Here is a 16,648-nt window from a genome sequence, read left to right as displayed (position 1 = left end):
ATCAAACGGATGTCATGAAACCGGTGGATAGACGCGTCTCCCGAGGGCGACGAAGACGGAAATTCCGGTGTCCAATCACTTCTGCCTGGATCCGAACGATCCCTATGCGCAATCCGAGGTCCTCGTCTTCTTCGAGGGCCGATATCCGGATATCCGCCTGCTGTCGGTCATCGATGGGAACGACGACGAAATCTTGTCCGATCTCGTCATCGAGCAGCAACGCGACCTGATTCGGGAAATCGCCGCCTTCCACACATCCGGCGGTGATGCGCCGAATGCGGCCGCCTGATCCTCAGGGCAGCAACTTGTAGCCGCCGCCTTCCGTCACGAGGATGGCGGTGACGGCCGGGTTCGGCTCGATCTTCTGGCGCAGGCGGTAGATGTGGGTCTCCAGCGTATGCGTGGTGACCTGCGCGTTGTAGCCCCAGACCTCGGCCAGCAACGTGTCGCGGCCCACCACCTCGCGGCCGGCGCGGTAGAGGAAGCGCAGGATCGCCGTCTCCTTCTCGGTGAGCTTCAGCTTCGAGCCACGCTCACAGATGAGGAGCTTGGCGCCGGGGCGGAAGGTGTAGGGGCCAATCTGGAAGACGGCGTCCTCGCTGGCCTCGTGGCTGCGCAGATGCGCGCGGATGCGCGCGAGGAGCACCGCGAACTTGAACGGCTTGGCGACATAATCGTTGGCGCCCGCTTCCAGGCCCTCCACAGTGTCTTCTTCCGAATCCTGCGCGCTCAGCATGATGACCGGGCCGCGATAACCGTTGCGGCGCATGGTCCGCACCGCTTCGCGCCCGTCCATGTCCGGCAGGCCGACATCCATGATCGCGAGATCGATCCGGTCCTCGGCCACGCGGGCGAGGGCGGATTTCCCGTCCTCCGCGCTGACGGTGACGAACTCCTCGTACAGGTCGAGTTGTTCGATCAAGGTTTCGCGCAGGGACTCGTCGTCGTCGCAGACGAGAAGGCGATGGGTGGTCGACATCGGCCGGGGATACTTTCACACGCAACAGGGATGTGCCCGAACGGGCCGATCCCGAAAACTTGAGAGACGACCGCTTCGTCGGCCGCGAGCCTACACAGCAGAGTGATGGCGGGTTTATGTCAGAACCTTGAACGAGGTCGCGCCGGAGGCGGAGTATGCACGTCCGTGACGGCTCGACCCCCGAAAAAGTTTCGCATGGGTGCCGTCGTCGCGCATCGCCGCCTCAGGAATGGGCTGGCTCGGGCCGGTCTGTCCGGTCGATAAGGCCGACATGATCCGCTTGACCCTCTCTCGCATCCGCGTCCGCCGGCTGGTGAGTGATCCCACCCGCGGGCAGATTCTCGCCGCCAATGCGGTCATTCCCTGCGCGCTCGGCCGCTCCGGCATCGGTCAGGTCAAGCGCGAAGGAGACGGCCTGTCCCCGCGGGGCGTCTTCCGCCTGCGGGCCGGGGCCTATCGCCCGGACCATTTCGGGGCCCGCCCCCGCACCGCGCTGGCTCTGCGCCGGACGCGACAGAACGACGGCTGGTGCGACGACCCGCGCGACCGGCGCTACAACCGGCCGATCGTCCTGCCCGCCCCCGGTGTCAGCGCGGAACTGATGTGGCGGGAGGACGGTCTCTACGACCTCGTCGTCGATCTCGACTACAACCGCCAGCCGATCCGGCCGGGGCGCGGCTCGGCGATCTTCCTCCATGTGGCTCGGGCGGGATACCTGCCGACGGAGGGCTGCGTCGCGGTGAAGCGAGGCGACCTCGTCCGGCTACTGCGGCGCCTCGGGCCGCACACCCGGCTGCAGATTCTCTGACGCCCGCATCGGTTAACCTTCCGATTGGGCTACGCCCGCGCCGGCAGGGCGGCGGGCGATGCGTCCCGCCGGTCTCCCGGACGGGACAGGGTCAGGACCAGGATGGCGGCGAGGATGCACAGGGCGCCGGCGGCGAAGAAGGCCGGCAGGTAGCTCGACAGGGCGGTGCGCGACAGGCCGGCGCCGTAGGCGATGGTGGCGGCCCCGAGTTGGTGGCCCGCGAACACCCAGCCGAAGACGAGGTTCGCCTTTTCGCGCCCGAACCGGGCGGCGGTGAGCCGCACGGTGGGCGGCACCGTGGCGATCCAGTCGAGCCCATAGAAAGCGGCGAAGACAGACAGGCCGACGAAGGAGAAGTCGGAGAACGGCAGGAACATCAGCGAGAGGCCGCGCAGGCCGTAATACCAGAACAGGAGCCAGCGGTTGTCGTAGCGGTCGGAGAGCCAGCCCGACGCCACCGTGCCGATGAAGTCGAACACGCCCATCGCCGCCAGCACGCTCGCCCCCTGGACCGGGCCGATGCCGTAATCGGCGCAGAGGGGGATGAAGTGGGTCTGGATCAGCCCGTTGGTGCTGGCCCCGCAGATGAAGAACGTGGCGAAGAGCACCCAGAACACACCCGTGCGCGACGCCTCCGCCAGGGCTCCGAGGGCGGAGCCGCTCACGACCGGCGGCGGAGCGTTGCCGGTGACGGCGGTCTCGCCGTAGGGGGCCAGATCCATGTCCTCCGGCCGGTCCCGCAACAGCGCCGTGACGGCGAGCCCCGCCGTGAGCAGCAGCCCGCAGATCACCAGGAGTGCGGCGCGCCAGCCGAGATGTTCGGTGAGGGCGGCGAGGAGCGGCAGCACGATGAGCTGGCCGGTGGCCGAACTGGCGGTGAGGAGACCGACCACGAGGCCGCGCGAGCGCGAGAACCAGCGGGTCGCGATGGTGGCGCCGAGCACCAGGGCGGTGAGCCCCGTGCCGATGCCGACGACGACGCCCCAGAGCATGACCAGCTGCCAGACCTCGCTCATGAACAGGGAGGTGAGGAGCCCCCCGACGATGAGCAGAAGCGCCAGGAGCACGATGCGGCGCGGGCCGTAGCGGTTCATCAGCTGGGCCGCGAAAGGCCCCATCAATCCGAACAGGACGAAGCGCACGGCCAGCGCCGAGGAGATCGTCGCCGTGTCCCAGCCGAACTCCTTCTGCAACGGCAGGATCAGCACGCCCGGTGCGCCAACGGCGCCGGCCGTCACCAGCATGGTGAGGAAGGTGACGCCGGCGACGACCCAGCCGTAATGGACGTTGCGGCGGGCAAGCGGCGCGGCAACGGCGTTCGACAACGACCCGAAGGGAGCGGTGATGGTCATACGGCCTCTTCGGGTTCCGCATGGTGGTTCGGTGGAATCACCGGGCGGGCATGCCCGGCACCGCGACGCGGTCGACCCTTGCTTAGGCGCATATGCACGCTTTACACAAGCGCGTCGCCCGCAGACCCCGTGACCCATTTCTCGAGGACTTTTCGCGATGGACCGTCCGGCACCGGTGTCACCGTGCCACTGCCTCGCCCTTCGCCAGGCGTCGCGCCGGCTGACTCAGCATTACGACCAGCATCTCGCACCGACCGGCCTGCGCACCAGCCAGTACGGTCTGTTGTGCGGTCTCGGCCGTGTCGGGCCGATCTCCATCAACGGCTTTGCCGACATCATGGTGATGGACCGCACCACGATGGGCCGTGCCCTGCATCCGCTCACCCGGGACGGTCTCATCGCCGCCGGTCCGGGACGGGACGGCCGCACACGCTCCCTCACCCTCACGGAGGCCGGCCAAAAACGCATCGAGGAGGCGCGGCCTTATTGGGAGCGGGCGCAACGGACGTTCGAGGAACGCTACGGCGCAGTGTCGGCGGACGACCTGCGCCGGGCGGCCGAGCGGCTCGCCCTGTCGGTCTGATTGGGTTTCGCTGGGACCCCGTGGAGCGTCCGAATCCTACAGGAAATCCGTGGGGCGCCCTGCGGCCACCACCAGCATCTTGCCGTCGGCGAAGGTGCGGGCACCGGCGCGGCGGATGTCCGCCTGGGTCACGTTCGTCACCATCTCGTTACGGCGGGCGAAGTAGTCCATCCCCAGCCCCTCGAAGGAGATCTGCACGAGCTGGTGCGCGATCTTAGTCGAGGTGTCGAAGCCGAGCGCATAGGAGCCGGTGAGGTAATCCTTGGCTTTCTGAAGCTCCTCGTCGGACGGGCCGTCGCTGATGAGCCGGCCGATCTCGTCGCCGATCACCGACAGGGCTTCGCCGACACGCTCGTTCTTGGTGGCGGTGTAGCCCCAGGTCATGGCGCTGGCGCGGTGGCTGACGAGGGAGGTGCCGACCGAATAGGCCAGCCCCCGCTTCTCGCGTACTTCTTGGAACAGGCGCGAGGTGAAGGAGCCGCCGCCGAGGATGTGGTTGAGCACGTAGGCGGGGATGAAATCCGGGTCCTTCCACGGCACGCCGCCCATGCCGAAGCGCAGGACCGATTGCGGCACGTCGATATCGACGACGACGCGGCGCCCGAGCTGGCCGACCTGGGTCTGCGGCACGGCGTTCAGCGGTCCGGCCTCGTCGAGGACACCGAAGGCGCGGTTGAGGGCATCGGCCAGACGGTCGGCATCGATGGCGCCGACGGCCGCCACCTTCAGGCCGCCGCGGCCGATGATCTGCCGGTGCATCGCCACGAGGTCGTCGCGGGTGATGGCCGCGATGCTCTCCGGCGTGCCGGACGAGGGACGGGCATAGGGATGGCCGGCATAGGCTTCGGCGAAGAAGCGGCGTGAGGCCATCACGCCCGGATCGTTCTGCTGGTAGCGCAGGCCGGCCAGCGTCTGGGCGCGCACGCGCTCGATGGCGTCGGGATCGAAGCGCGGCTTGGCGAGCGCCAGGGCGAGGAGGTCGATGGCCTCGTCGGCGTGCTTGACCAGCATCTTGAGGGAGCCGCCCACCGCGTCGGCGCCGGCATGGAACGACAATTCGATGGCCCGCGCGGCCAGACGCTCCTGAAAGGCGTCGGAGGAGAGGTCGCCGGCGCCCTCGTCGAGGAGGCGCGCTAGCATCTGCGCCACGCCGCCCTTGCCTTCGGGATCCTGAGCCGCCCCCCCCTCGAAGGTGAAGGCGAGGGCGATCATCGGCACCACGGGCGATTCCACGTGCCAGGCCTCGATGCCGGCGGCGGCGGCCACCGGAAGCGCCAGCGTGGGAGCGTTCGCGCTGCGGGCGGTGGTATCGACCAGATTGGCTTCGACCGAGTTCATGAGAACCTCATTCTTCTTCTGGGCGCCCGGGCCGGGATCAGCGGGATCGTGCGTGAGGGTCGCCTCACGCAACGGCGGCGTCGGGATCGCGCGTCTTGGTCAGGTATCCGGTGACGGAGCGGGCGGGGATCAGGTAGCGCTCGGCCACGGCGGCGAGGCGATCCCGCGTCACGCCCTCGATGTCGGAGGGCCAGCGGCGGACCTCCTCGATGCTCTCGCCGATGGCGAGCGCCGAGCCGTAGATACGGGCCAGCGACGACTGGCTGTCGGAGGAATAGACCGTCTCGGCGACGAGCCGGGTCTTGGCCCGTTCGATGGCCTCCGGACCCAGGGCCTCGGAGGGGACGCGGCGCAGGACGCGGTCGACCTCGTCCTCCAGGCGCTCCAGGCTCACGCCCTCGGCGGGGATGGCGTAGACCGAGAAGCGCGTGTCGTCGATGGCCGAGCCCATGTACCAGGCGCCGGCATTCACGGCGACGCCGAGCTCCATCACCAGCTTTCGGTAGAGGAAGGACGTGGAGCCGCCGCCCATCACCTCGGCCAGCAGTTCCAGGGCGTGGCACTCGCCGTCGCGGGCGGTCATGCAGGAGGGGGTGAGATAGAGCCGCTGCAGGGTCGGCTGTTCCACCTTCGGATCGACGACGCTGAGCCGGCGGAGCGCGCGGGGCTCGGGCTCCTTGGCGCGCACCCGCACCGGCCGGGCGCCGCGCGGCGTCACGAGCCCGTAGGTGTCGTCGGCGAGCCGCCGGACCTCGTCGGGCGTCACGTCACCGGCCACGACCAGGATGGCGTTCTCAGGGGTGTAGAAGCGGTTGTAATAGTCGAGGGCGTGGGTGCGGTTGAGATCCTCGATTTCGTGCATCCAGCCGATGATCGGCGTGCCGTAGGGGTGATGCACGAACAGCGAGGCGGCCATGGCCTCGGAGAGCTGGGCCGACGGGTCGGTCTCCACCCGCATGCGGCGCTCTTCCAGCACCACGTCGCGCTCCGGCGCCACCACGGCATCCTCGAGGACGAGACCGGTCATGCGGTCGGCCTCGAACTCCATCATCGTCTTGAGATGGTCGCGGGCGACGCGCTGGAAATAGGCGGTGTAATCGTAGGAGGTGAAGGCGTTCTCCTGGCCGCCGAGGCCGGACACGGCCTGCGAGAAGGCGCCGACCGGATGCTTCTCCGTGCCCTTGAACATCAGGTGTTCGAGAAAATGCGCGATGCCGGACTGCCCGATCGGATCGTCGGCCGAACCGTTGCGGTACCACACCATGTGCGTCACCACCGGCGCGCGGTGATCGGGCACCACGACGACATCGAGGCCGTTATCGAGGGCGAAGGCGGAGACTTCGGGGCCACCGGCCTCGGACCGCCCGAACGGCGCGGCCTCGGCCCGGCCGGCATGGCCGTAGCGGCGGTTGAGCGAGAACCCGGGCGTATCCTTCCGCAACAGATGCATCGTCTTTTCCTTGATACGTCGGCCATGCGTGACCGCCCGTCATGAACGCAATGCCCCTGAGCGCACGCCTCGGATGCCACGAATCCGCCGGCCGAGGTCAGGGCAAATCCCGTACCGATACCCTTCGGGCGCCGGGGGTGGGTGCGGGATCCAGCGGGACGGGGCCATCTCCTCTACGAGCGATGGGACCGTCCGCGGGCTCCTCGCGGAACTCGGCTAGCGACCCCGGATGTAGGCACCCGGATCGGCTTCCTCACGCTCGCGCGAGGGATTGTTGATGGGGTCGCTGTTGTTGCGGGCGACCGCCTTCGGGGCCTTGCGGTACCCGTTCGGCGGGTCGGTGAGGGTATCGCGATCGGGCTCGGCGAGAATGGGCTGGGCCTTGTCCTCACGCTTGCCGAAGATGTCGAAGGGGCTCCAGATCGAAGACGAGGCGCCGTCGCTCTCGGGACGGCCCGGCTCGGTGCGCACGCTGGCATCGGCGCGTCGGCCGCCGCGCATCTCGTCGAGCGAAAGCGTCATGTTGTTGTCGTTCATCCGCCCCTGCGCTCCGCGGGAGATCGGCTTCTTCGCGTCGGCGAGTTCACGGTCGCGCTGGACGATCTCGGGATCCTTGGGCCATTGCGGCGTGGCAGTGGCGGCACGCGGCGGCGGCAACGCCTTGCCGTCGAGCTTGGGCGGCATCACCAGGGGCGCCCGCTCACGATAGGTGATGGCCGGCTTCTCGGGCTCGATCAGGCCGATGCTGCTCAGGGTGTCGCGCATGAACACGCCCTGCTGCGCCTGGGCGCCGCTCGCCGCGAGAAGTCCGGTAAAGCCGAGAATGAACCCGCGATGCCCGATCATGCTGCCCCCAAATTGCGCCGGCCCGCAGAGTGCGCCAGCTCGAATGCGTGCCTGCCCGGAACGTGCTGGCGCGTGTCGGTGTCGGTCGATGCCGGTCTTGCCCTCGTGGCCTGACGGCGGTTTCAGGCGAACGTATGGCGCCTTGACCGCAGCGCACCAGCCTCCCGGCCACAACGATCCGCAATGTGGTTTACGGATCACAGCCGCACGAATCTTCAGGGGCCGCCCGGAGGGGCTTCGTCCCGAGGGTGCCGGACCGGGATCAGACTGTCGATGAGGAGGCCGACGACACCGGCGACGATGGCCGCGTCGGCGATGTTGAACACGTACCAGGACCATGCGCCCGCATGGAGGTGGACGAAGTCGAACACCGCACCGTAGGCTGCCCGGTCGATGGCGTTGCCGATCGCCCCGCCCGCGATGAGCCCGAGGGCAGCCGCCAGGAGCGACGACGAGGCGCGACGCATCCAGGCGATCATCCCGATCGATGCCGCCACGGACACCGCCACCAGGATCCAGCGGCCTAGGCCGCCCTCCTGCTGGAACAGGCCGTAGGAGATGCCCCGATTCCAGACGACGACGACATCCGCGAAGCCGGTCAGGTGCCAGGGCTGCGTCAGCACCAGATCGGTGCCGAAATAGAGCCAGAGCTTGGAGGCCTGATCGAGGACGAGGGTGGCGAGGAGGATGACGAGGCCGAGGCGGAAGGGGGGCATGCCGGCGTCCTCCCCTCCCCCCGAGGGGGGGGAGGGGAGGCCCGTGTCGGATCGCGAAGCGTTCACGCCACGCCCGACGCGGCGTGCAGCGCGTCCCATTCCCGCAGCGCCTGGGCGTCGCGGGGTGTCACGTCCGGGTAATCGGGATCGGAGCCGACCGTCTCGGAGACGCGCCACGACCGGGCACATTTGCGGCCCTTGGCCGGTCCGGAGACCACCGCCACGCCGCGCACCTCATCGATGCGGAAGGCCTCGTCCGGCCCCTCCCCGTCGACGATCGTGATGCCGGAGGTGATGCAGACTTCCGAGAAATCGATCCCGTCGAGGGCGGAGAGCAGATCGGAATCGGAGACGAAGACGGTCGGTGCCGCCTCGAGGCTGGCGCCGATGCGCTTGGCCGCGCGCTCGATCTCCAGGGCGCCGGTGACCACGCGGCGCACCCGACGGATATTCTGCCAGCGCTCCGCGAGGGCGGCATTCCGCCAGGAGGCGGGAGTCTCGGGCAGCGTCTCGAGATGGACGGAGCCGACATCCGAGGGGTAACGGTCGAGCCAGGCCTCCTCCGCCGTGAAGGCGAGGACGGGGGCGAGCCAGATCGTCACCCGGCGGAAGGTCTCGTCGATGACCTGCAGCGCGGCGCGTCGCACCTGCGACGAGATCGGGTCGCAGTAGAGCGCGTCCTTCCTCACGTCGAAATAGAAAGCCGAGAGGTCGCCGGTCATGAAGCCGTTGAGGAGCGCCACCACCCGCTTGGTGTCGAAAGTGGCGTAGGCCTCGCGGATCTCGCCGTCGAGTTCGCAGAGGCGATGCAGGATCAGCCGCTCCAGCTCGGGCAAGTCGGCATGGGGCACGGGTTCGCCCGCCTCGAAATGCGCCAGCGAGCCGAGCATCCAGCGCAGCGAATTGCGCAGCTTGCGGTAGGTCTCGGCGAAGGTCTTGATGATCTCCGGGCCGATGCGCAGGTCGTCGGCGTAATCGGAGGCCGCCACCCAGAGGCGCAGGATGTCGGCGCCCGAATCCTTGATGACGCTCTGCGGCGCGACGACGTTGCCCTTCGATTTCGACATCTTCAGACCCTTGGGGTCGAGGACGAACCCGTGGGTGAGCACGATGTCGTAGGGCGCGCGTCCCCGTGTGCCGGCGGATTCCAGCAACGACGACTGGAACCAGCCGCGATGCTGGTCGGAGCCTTCGAGATACATCACCGTGTCCCGGCCGCCGTCGCGTTTGCGCACCACGCCGGAGAGGCCGGGGAACTGGTCCGGGTCGTCGAGAACGAAAGCGTGGGTCGAGCCCGAATCGAACCAGACGTCGAGGACGTCGGTCACCTTCTCGTATTCCGCCGGGTCGTGATCCGGCGCGAGGAAGCGGGCGCCGTCCCGATCGGTGAACCAGGCGTCGGCGCCTTCGGCCAGGAAGGCTTCGGCGATGCGGGCATTCACGGCCTCGTCGCGCAGGATCTCGCTGGTGCCCTTCTTCACGAAGACGGTGATCGGCACGCCCCAGGCGCGCTGGCGCGACACCACCCAGTCGGGCCGATTGGCGACCATGCCGTTGATCCGGTTCTTGCCCTGTGACGGTACCCACCGCGTCTCGTCGATGGATGTGAGCGCCACCTCGCGCAGCGTCCTCTCACCGAGGGACTCCACTGGTTTGTCCAGCGCGATGAACCATTGCGGCGTGTTGCGGAAGATCACCGGCTTCTTCGAGCGCCAGGAGTGCGGGTAGCTGTGCTTGAGCGTGCCGCGCGCCACCAGGGTGCCGGCCTCCGTCAGGGCGGCGATCACCGCCTTGTTGGCGTCGCCCTTGTCGCCCTTCGGCGTCAGGACGAGTTTTCCCGTGAAACCGGGGGCCTCCTCGGTGAGCGCCCCATCGGCATCGACGGTGTAGGGGATGCGGGTGTCGATGCCGCGCTGGGAGAGCGCGCGGCCATTGGCCATCCACACCTCGAAATCTTCGCGGCCATGGCCCGGCGCCGTATGGACGAAGCCGGTGCCGGCCTCGTCGGTGACGTGGTCGCCCTCGAGAAGCGGAACCTGGAAGTCGTAGCCGGCGGTGTGGCCAGCGAGCGGATGCGAGAGGGTCAGGCCGGCAAGCTCTGAGGCCGACACGTCACGGACACGCTCGAACGCCTCCACGCGGGCCGAGGCGAAGACCCCGGCGGCCAGGGTATCGGCGAGGAGGTAGGTGTCGCCGGTCTTGGCCCAATTGTCCTCGGCCGCCGCGGTGACGCGGTAGAGGCCGTAGGCCACCCGCTTCGAATAGGCCACGGCGCGGTTGCCCGGCATGGTCCAGGGCGTGGTCGTCCAGATCACGATGCGCGAAGCGGCTAGATCATCCGGTGCCCCAGCGGTGAGCCGGAACGCCGCGAAGATCGTGTCGCTGACATGATCCTCGTACTCGACCTCGGCTTCCGCCAAAGCGGTCTTCTCCACCACCGACCACATCACCGGCTTCGAGCCGCGATAGAGCTGGCCGGTCATGGAGAAGGTCATGAGTTCGCGCGCGATCGTGGCCTCCGCCGGGAAGGTCATGGTCGCGTAGGGGTGGTCCCAGTCGCCGGTGACGCCGAGGCGCTTGAACTCGGTCCGCTGCGTATCGAGCCACTGGCCGGCGAAGGCCCTGCACTCCTGGCGGAATTCGAGGACCGGTACGTCGTCCTTGTTGCGGCCCTTGGCGCGGTACTGCTCCTCGATCTTCCACTCGATCGGCAGGCCGTGGCAGTCCCAGCCCGGCACGTAATTGGCGTCGTAGCCGAGCGCGCCCTGGGAGCGGACGATGACGTCCTTCAGGATCTTGTTGAGCGCCGTGCCGATATGGATGTTGCCGTTGGCGTAGGGCGGACCATCGTGGAGCACGAATTTCGGGCGTCCGGCGGCCTTCACCCTGATACGGCCGTAGAGGTCGATGGCGGCCCAGCGCTCCAGGAGGAGGGGCTCGCGCACCGGCAGGCCGGCCCGCATGGGGAACTCGGTCTTGGGCAGGAACAGGGTCTGCGAATAGTCGCGGGTGGGCAGGCCGGCGTCGGGGGCTGTCGAATCGGTCATGGGGTCTTCTGCGAAACGGTGCGCTGATCTTCAGGACGGTCGGCGTCTGGCCGATGTCGGCGAACAGTGGCGGCGCGGCCGCCCTCCCGGCTCCCGCTCGGGCCGCCGCAGCGGCCGTCAGGCGGAGGCCGGGCTCGTAATTCGAAGGCGGCTCAGGCCGCGCGGGACGTCGAGAACGCGCATTTCCGGCTTCTAGCAGTGCCGCACGGCAGAAACCAGCAGCCGCGAGGCAATCATCCTCCCGCATCGTCCAGCCGGTCACGTGTCGGCCAGGGCCGATCGGGATTCGATGCCACCTTTTGGAAGCTCGGCCGTTATCAGCCTATGCGTGACGGCGCGCCATCCCGGTCGGGAGCGGTGCAGATCCGGACGCTGAAGGTCGATCCGGCCGCAAGACCGCGGCCGGGATTCGAAAAGACGAAGAGGAAATCCCGTCATGAAGAAGGCATTGCTTGCCGCCACCCTCGTCCTGTCCGCTTTCGCCCTGTCGGGCGCGGCAGAAGCCCAGGGCCTGCCCGGTGGCGTCCGCCGCGGCGCGGCCGAGGGTGACCGGGTCGGCGGACCGATCGGCGGCATCGTGGGCGGCGCCGTCGGCGGCGCGGTCGGGACGGTCAACGGCGCTCTCGGGATCGATCCGGGCCGTCGCGCTTACCGGACGCGCATGAACTCGCGTCGCCATTACCGTCACCGTCACCACCGCTGAGGCGCACCCTGACCGGCCCTCCCGCGACCGGGAGGGCCGGCGGTCCTGCTCGAAACGAATCTCATAAGTTTAAGTTTGTCTTTATGCGGGTGTGACAGCTTCGGTCCTGTGATACCGAAGGGCCGTCCGCGTCATGGCAAAATGGGTTCCCCTGACGGCCCTTTTCGGGCTCGTCTGTCTCATGGTGATCCCGACGCCGGGCGTGATCGGCATCCTGATCGGGAGTGCCTGCGCCCTCGCCATTATCGTCAGCGGCATCCTTATCTTGATCGACCGGCTGGCCGGGCGCCTCGCTCTCCGGCTGGAGCGCCGGAAGCAACGACGCGCGCCCAAACGCAAGCAGGGCGTCCATGCCCATTCGGGTATAGCCCGGAAGATCTGACAGCGGACCTTGCGTCGCGGCGGACATGTCCCCGATTCGCCTGCCGAGGGTAGGAGCCGCCGAGTCTCAGTCGAGGCGATCGCTCTGGATCGGCACGACCAGCGCATCGGGCTCGTCCTCGTCGTTCTCGATATCGGCGTCGCCATCGACTTCGTGGCCGGTCACACCCGAGACGTCGGCGAGGTTGCGGGCGGCCTTGCGCAGGAGCTTGCGCAGGCGGCGTCGCTCCTTGCCGTCGAACCCATCGAGCATCTCCGCTTCGACCTCGTCCCAGAGGCGCTCGATGGCTTCCGCCTTGGCGAGGCCCGCATCGGTGAGTCGCACGCGGACGATGCGGCCATCCCCGGCCTCTGCGCGCCGCTCGACGAAGCCGAGGGCCGCAAGGCGAGAGATCGTCTTCGAGGCCGTGGGCGGCCGGACCCGAAGGGTGGCGGCGAGATCGCCCATGGTCATCGTGCCGGCAACCGCCAAGGCCTGAACCACCTGTTCCTGCCCGGCGAACAGGTCGAGGGCGGCGAGACGATCCCCCACCCGAGAGCGGTGCAGCCGCGCCGCCTGGACCAGGGCCCAGCCGACGCTCTTCGAGCCGGGAGGGCGAATACGTTTGTCGGACTTGCCCATCGTCTGTTCGGTGTCCCTGCCGGCTTTGTCGGTCTTGCCCAACTCGGACTTGGCCAACTCGGACTTGCCCGATGATATGGCCTTGCCGGACGATACCGCCCCTCGCTCTTCAGCCGAAACCATCGCCGCCCGACTCCACACCCGCAGGAGGCCGCGTTCCCGAGCCGCCGTTTGAGATCCCGGCGAAGGAGGCGGACCATGTGCGTGCAGATGGCGTCCGGCTCGTGAAGCTGAGATGACAGTCGGCTCAAATTCGCGCGGAAGCCAACGGCCGGCGAAGAGATGTTCCTCCAGGCAAAGCGATCTTCGCCGGCCGAAACCAGGCCGACGACCGGTTCTGGACTGTCGCCCGGCGTCTCAGCAGGGGATCAGGCTCTGGATCTGCTGGAGGATATCTTCTCCGGTGCAGGGACGGGAAATGAAGCGGGCACCTGCGGGAATCCGCTCCGGGTCGGGGGCGGCACGGCCCGAGACGATGACGATCGGCAGGGTCGGCCGTGCCTCCGACACCGCGTTGGCGAGATCGAACCCGTTGACCTTGCCCGACAGTTCCACGTCCGTGATCAGCCCGCGGATATCCGTGCGGGTCTGGAGGATACCCAGCGCCCGCTCAGCGGATGCGCATTGCACCGTCTCGTAGCCGCCGTCCTCGAGGACATCCCCGAGGTCCATGATCGTCAGGGCTTCATCCTCGACGAGGAGGATCACCGGCCTGTCGTCGTCCGAGCGCGTCGTCTCATTCACCACGATGCCCACCCTTCACCGTTTGACCCAACTTGATCCAACGATAAACATCCGTTCAGGTTGCAGGGCGGGAGCGGACAGATTTCAGGGCCCTGCCTGCGTGTCGGCCGATGTCCGAACCACGTGGGCCACGGCTTCGCATAAACGGTCGAGATCGTCCGGCGCGATGGTCAGGGCCGGCGTCAGGTAGACGATGTCGCCGAAGGGGCGGACCCAGACTCCCTGCTCCACGAAGCGCGCCTTGAGCGCAGCGAGATCGGGTGCGCGCGCGAACTGCATGACTCCGATGGCGCCCAGAACGCGGATGTTGGCGATACCGGCGAGACCGCGCAGGCCGGAGAGTCCCTCTGCCAAGCGGATCTCGATGGCCCGTGCCTGTTCCAGACGCGGCTCGGTCTCGAACAGGTCGAGGCTGGCATTGGCGGCGGCGCAGGCGAGGGGATTGGCCATGAAAGTCGGGCCGTGCATCAGCGCCGCCGAGGGATCGTCGGATAGGAAGGCCTCGAAGACCGGACGCCGCGCGATCGTCGCGGCCAGCGCCATGGTGCCGCCGGTGAGTGCCTTCGACAGGCAGAGGATGTCGGGCACGATTCCGGCCTGCTCGCAGGCGAACAGGGTGCCGGTTCGGCCGAAACCGGTGAAGATCTCGTCGGCGATGAGGGGCAGGCCGTGCCGCTCGGCCGCCCGCGCCACCCGTGCCAGGGTCTCGGGGGCGTGCATCACCATGCCTCCCGCCCCCTGGACCAGGGGTTCGACGATGATCGCCGCGAGGGTAGCGCCATGCTCGGCCAAGGCACGGTCGAGGGCGTCGGCCGTGGCGTCGTCGCGCGGAAGATCGCAGAAGACTTGAGTCGGCAAGTAGGCGCCGAAGCGCCGATGCATGCCCTCCTCCGGGTCGCAGACCGACATCGCTCCCATCGTGTCGCCATGGTAGCCGCCGCGGAACGCGAGGAACCGGCTGCGCCCGGCGATGCCCCGGTTGAGCCACATCTGCGCGGCCATCTTGAGCGCCACTTCCACCGCCACCGATCCGGAATCGGTGAAGAACACGTGGTCGAGGTCGCCCGGCGCCAGGGCGGCGAGGCGGGACGCCAGGCGCTCGGCCGGCGCATGGGTGAGCCCCCCGAACATCACATGGGGCATGGCCTCGAGCTGAGCCGCCACCGCCGCACGGATATGCGGATGGTTGTAGCCATGGACCGCGGTCCACCACGAGGCGATGCCGTCGATGAGTTCGCGCCCGTCGGCGAGCAGGATCCGCGAGCCCGAGGTGCGCACGGCCTCGAGGGGCGGCGCCGCGGTCCGCATCTGCGTATAGGGCCGCCAGAGAGAGTTTTTCGCATCCGTAGGCATTCGTGCGGGATGAGCGTGCGCGGCCGAACGGTCAAGGGAGCGAACTGCAACCCGATCTTAAAGCCGTCGGAGGCATGGTCTGCGACCCTGCCCTCCAGGCCATCGACCGGCCCTCCGGAGGGATCTCGTTGTCCGGGACTGTCCTGTGCCTGCCGAGAGACCCGAACTCATCCCCGGCCGGCTTTGGGGCACGTCGCCGCCGACCGTGGCGCTGTTCGCTCTCCTGTTCGTCATCGCCTTGCTCCCGGTGCTGACGATGCCGATCCCGGCGATGGTGGATTATCCCAACCACCTCGCCCGCATGTACATCCTCGTGCGGGACGGAACCCCGCAGGCGCACCCCTTCTACCGGGTGACCTGGGCGCTCTATCCCAACCTCGCCATGGATCTCGTCGTCCCGCTCGTCGCGCGGATCACGAGCGTCGAACTCGCGACCCGGCTGTTCCTGCTGGCGAGCCAGATCCTCACGATCACAGGGGCCATCGCTATCGAGCTCGCCGTGAAGCGCCGCTTTCAGGTGAGCGGGTTCCTCGCGTTGCTGGTGCTCTACAGCGTTCCCTTCGCCTGGGGTTTCGTGAACTTCCAGTTCGCCCTCGGCATCGCGCTGTGGGGGATCGCCTGCTGGATCGTCCTGCAGGACCGGGCCTGGCCGCTCCGGCTCGCGCTTCACACCCTCTTCGTGGCCCTGCTGTTCGGCGCCCATCTGTTCGCGCTCGGCCTTTACGGTTTCACCCTCGGCATTCACGAGCTCTGGCGTGCCCGGACCCGAAAGCCCGCCCTGCCGACGACGATGGCGCGCTTCCTCACCCTCGCCCTGCCGGCACTCGTCGCCTTCGGGGTCATGAAGGCGACCGGAGGCGCCGTCGGCCAGGAGGGGACCGCCTGGAACGGTCAGACCAAGCTCTTGATGGTGTTCGCCACGCTGAACGGCTACGATCTTTTCCTCTCCACCGGCGGCATGGTGATCCTCGTCGGCCTCATCGGGTCCGCCGCGATGCGAGGCGCGGTCCGGCCGATTCAATCCGGGTGCTGGCTGGCGGCCGGCCTCGCGGCGCTCTTCGTCGTCCTGCCCACGCGCCTGTTCGACACGTCCTTCGTCGATCTCCGGGTGACGGTGGCAGCGCTTCTCATCGTTCCCGGCTTCATCGTGGTGTCGCCACCGAGCCGGGCCTGGGGACGACTTGCCGCTGTGGCCGTCCTGGGCGTGACCCTGGTGAACCTCGCCTCCGCCCTCACCGTCGCGGCGATCTACCGGGGCGAGTATGCGGCGCTCGTCGCGTCCTTCGGGCAGTTGAAGCCGGGTTCCCGCGTGCTCGTGGGCCATAGCGGAAGCGGAGAGGACGCCCCCCTCGGCGACCTCTCCGATTATCCGATCTACAACGCGGCGACGCTGGCCGTCGCCTATGCGGATGCGTTCGTGCCGACGCTGTTCACCTCCATCGGCAAGCAGCCGGTGACGGTGATCGATGGCTACCGCCATCTGGCCGTCCCCTATGGCGGCCCGACGGCGATGGTGATCCTGCGCGACATCGCCGAGGGCCGGTCCCGTCTGGACGCGCCGGACTATACCCGCGCCTGGACCAAGGATTTCGACTACCTCTACGTCGTCGGCCCCTCGGCTCCGAACCCGATGCCGGGCCTCCTCGTGCCGCTGGCCGCATCAGGGCGATTCACGCTCTACCGCATCGAGACGTACCGGCCACGCCAGCGACCATAAGCGCGTGCT

At 68.2% G+C, this 16,648-nt stretch carries 16 protein-coding genes; 6 read left to right on the top strand and 10 right to left on the bottom strand.

Annotation, left to right across the window (positions count from 1 at the left end; all coding sequences use genetic code 11):
- Nucleotides 1–67 precede the first annotated feature (67 nt).
- Complete coding sequence (locus A3OM_RS0121635) at nucleotides 68–289, top strand: hypothetical protein (RefSeq protein WP_018045886.1); 222 nt, start codon at nucleotides 68–70, stop codon at nucleotides 287–289.
- A 3-nt stretch (nucleotides 290–292) separates the two neighbouring features.
- Here A3OM_RS0121635 and A3OM_RS0121630 read toward each other — a convergent pair whose 3' ends face one another.
- Entirely contained in the window at nucleotides 293–979 is a 687-nt protein-coding gene (locus A3OM_RS0121630) for a response regulator transcription factor (RefSeq protein WP_018045885.1), read from the bottom strand.
- Nucleotides 980–1,250: 271 nt separating this feature from the next.
- Here A3OM_RS0121630 and A3OM_RS0121625 point away from each other — a divergent pair, with 271 nt between their 5' ends.
- Entirely contained in the window at nucleotides 1,251–1,787 is a 537-nt protein-coding gene (locus A3OM_RS0121625) for a L,D-transpeptidase family protein (RefSeq protein ID WP_026176293.1), read from the top strand.
- Nucleotides 1,788–1,816: 29 nt separating this feature from the next.
- On the opposite strand, the gene A3OM_RS0121620 is transcribed toward A3OM_RS0121625, so the two are convergent.
- Nucleotides 1,817–3,139, bottom strand: coding sequence for an MFS transporter (locus A3OM_RS0121620; RefSeq protein WP_018045883.1), 1,323 nt, complete (start codon nucleotides 3,137–3,139; stop codon nucleotides 1,817–1,819).
- A gap of 157 nt (nucleotides 3,140–3,296) precedes the next feature.
- Between A3OM_RS0121620 and A3OM_RS0121615 the strand changes: the two genes are divergently transcribed.
- Complete coding sequence (locus tag A3OM_RS0121615) at nucleotides 3,297–3,722, top strand: hypothetical protein (protein ID WP_018045882.1); 426 nt, start codon at nucleotides 3,297–3,299, stop codon at nucleotides 3,720–3,722.
- Nucleotides 3,723–3,758: 36 nt separating this feature from the next.
- Here the strand turns inward: A3OM_RS0121615 and A3OM_RS0121610 are convergent, their stop codons facing one another.
- From A3OM_RS0121610 to ileS, 5 genes are all read right to left on the bottom strand, one after another.
- Nucleotides 3,759–5,060, bottom strand: a complete 1,302-nt coding sequence (locus tag A3OM_RS0121610; RefSeq protein WP_043765012.1) for a pitrilysin family protein — start codon at nucleotides 5,058–5,060, stop codon at nucleotides 3,759–3,761.
- Between the two features lie 64 nt (nucleotides 5,061–5,124).
- Nucleotides 5,125–6,510: a pitrilysin family protein gene (locus A3OM_RS0121605; RefSeq protein WP_018045880.1), complete on the bottom strand. Its 1,386-nt coding sequence runs from the start codon at nucleotides 6,508–6,510 to the stop codon at nucleotides 5,125–5,127.
- A 216-nt stretch (nucleotides 6,511–6,726) separates the two neighbouring features.
- A complete protein-coding gene (locus A3OM_RS0121600; protein WP_018045879.1) occupies nucleotides 6,727–7,356 on the bottom strand; it encodes a hypothetical protein in 630 nt (209 codons plus the stop codon).
- A gap of 215 nt (nucleotides 7,357–7,571) precedes the next feature.
- Nucleotides 7,572–8,072 carry a signal peptidase II gene (gene lspA, locus A3OM_RS0121595; protein WP_018045878.1) on the bottom strand — a complete coding sequence of 167 codons (501 nt, stop codon included), beginning with the start codon at nucleotides 8,070–8,072 and terminating at the stop codon, nucleotides 7,572–7,574.
- 62 nt (nucleotides 8,073–8,134) lie between these two features.
- Nucleotides 8,135–11,119: an isoleucine--tRNA ligase gene (gene ileS / locus A3OM_RS0121590; RefSeq protein WP_018045877.1), complete on the bottom strand. Its 2,985-nt coding sequence runs from the start codon at nucleotides 11,117–11,119 to the stop codon at nucleotides 8,135–8,137.
- Nucleotides 11,120–11,555: 436 nt separating this feature from the next.
- Here ileS and A3OM_RS0121585 point away from each other — a divergent pair, with 436 nt between their 5' ends.
- Together A3OM_RS0121585 and A3OM_RS0121580 are read left to right on the top strand one after the other, a co-directional pair.
- Nucleotides 11,556–11,822 carry a hypothetical protein gene (locus A3OM_RS0121585; RefSeq protein ID WP_018045876.1) on the top strand — a complete coding sequence of 89 codons (267 nt, stop codon included), beginning with the start codon at nucleotides 11,556–11,558 and terminating at the stop codon, nucleotides 11,820–11,822.
- A gap of 133 nt (nucleotides 11,823–11,955) precedes the next feature.
- Nucleotides 11,956–12,204 (top strand): hypothetical protein, encoded by a 249-nt coding sequence (locus A3OM_RS0121580; RefSeq protein ID WP_018045875.1) that lies wholly within the window; start codon nucleotides 11,956–11,958, stop codon nucleotides 12,202–12,204.
- A 66-nt stretch (nucleotides 12,205–12,270) separates the two neighbouring features.
- On the opposite strand, the gene A3OM_RS0121575 is transcribed toward A3OM_RS0121580, so the two are convergent.
- From A3OM_RS0121575 to A3OM_RS0121565, 3 genes are all read right to left on the bottom strand, one after another.
- A complete protein-coding gene (locus A3OM_RS0121575) occupies nucleotides 12,271–12,825 on the bottom strand; it encodes a MarR family winged helix-turn-helix transcriptional regulator (RefSeq protein ID WP_051074442.1) in 555 nt (184 codons plus the stop codon).
- 357 nt (nucleotides 12,826–13,182) lie between these two features.
- Nucleotides 13,183–13,572, bottom strand: coding sequence for a response regulator (locus tag A3OM_RS0121570; protein ID WP_026176290.1), 390 nt, complete (start codon nucleotides 13,570–13,572; stop codon nucleotides 13,183–13,185).
- 81 nt (nucleotides 13,573–13,653) lie between these two features.
- The gene (locus A3OM_RS0121565) at nucleotides 13,654–14,922 is read right to left on the bottom strand and encodes an adenosylmethionine--8-amino-7-oxononanoate transaminase (RefSeq protein ID WP_026176289.1); all 1,269 of its coding nucleotides are present in this window, start codon (nucleotides 14,920–14,922) and stop codon (nucleotides 13,654–13,656) included.
- Between the two features lie 145 nt (nucleotides 14,923–15,067).
- On the opposite strand from A3OM_RS0121565, the gene A3OM_RS0121560 reads away from it, so the two are divergent.
- Nucleotides 15,068–16,639, top strand: a complete 1,572-nt coding sequence (locus A3OM_RS0121560) for a hypothetical protein (RefSeq protein WP_245257816.1) — start codon at nucleotides 15,068–15,070, stop codon at nucleotides 16,637–16,639.
- Nucleotides 16,640–16,648 lie beyond the last annotated feature (9 nt).

The sequence above is a fragment of the Methylobacterium sp. 88A genome (genome assembly GCF_000376345.1).
GTDB lineage: Bacteria > Pseudomonadota > Alphaproteobacteria > Rhizobiales > Beijerinckiaceae > Methylobacterium > Methylobacterium bullatum.
This window is presented reverse-complemented; position numbering and strand designations above follow the sequence as displayed.